Origin of the sequence: Flavobacterium sp. NRK F10, from assembly GCF_024054235.1 — a bacterium.
GTDB lineage: Bacteria > Bacteroidota > Bacteroidia > Flavobacteriales > Flavobacteriaceae > Flavobacterium > Flavobacterium sediminis.
The window spans coordinates 1-205 of sequence record NZ_JAMXLC010000014.1 but is presented as its reverse complement, the minus strand read 5'-3'; the positions used below and the strand labels follow the sequence as shown (position 1 = coordinate 205).

At 31.2% G+C, this 205-nt stretch carries 1 pseudogene; it reads right to left on the bottom strand.

What is annotated here, in order from left to right:
* Window positions 1-205 (bottom strand): annotated as a pseudogene (locus tag NHF50_RS15635) (hypothetical protein); the annotation flags it as partial.

Below are 205 nucleotides of genomic sequence, written 5' to 3'. Positions count from 1 at the left end.
GGGGAAATTTAACAAACTGAAAGGTGTATTCTTTATCATTAATTATACCTATCCACGTCCCTTCCAAAAAAGACTGGACATCATTTAAATCTTTTAAGTATGCTCCATTAGTTCGTTCAAAACTTGGAGTATATAATGGTAAGACCTGACAGTTTACATTCAAACTAATCAATAACAGGCAGAGAATATTTAATAGTGTTTTCAT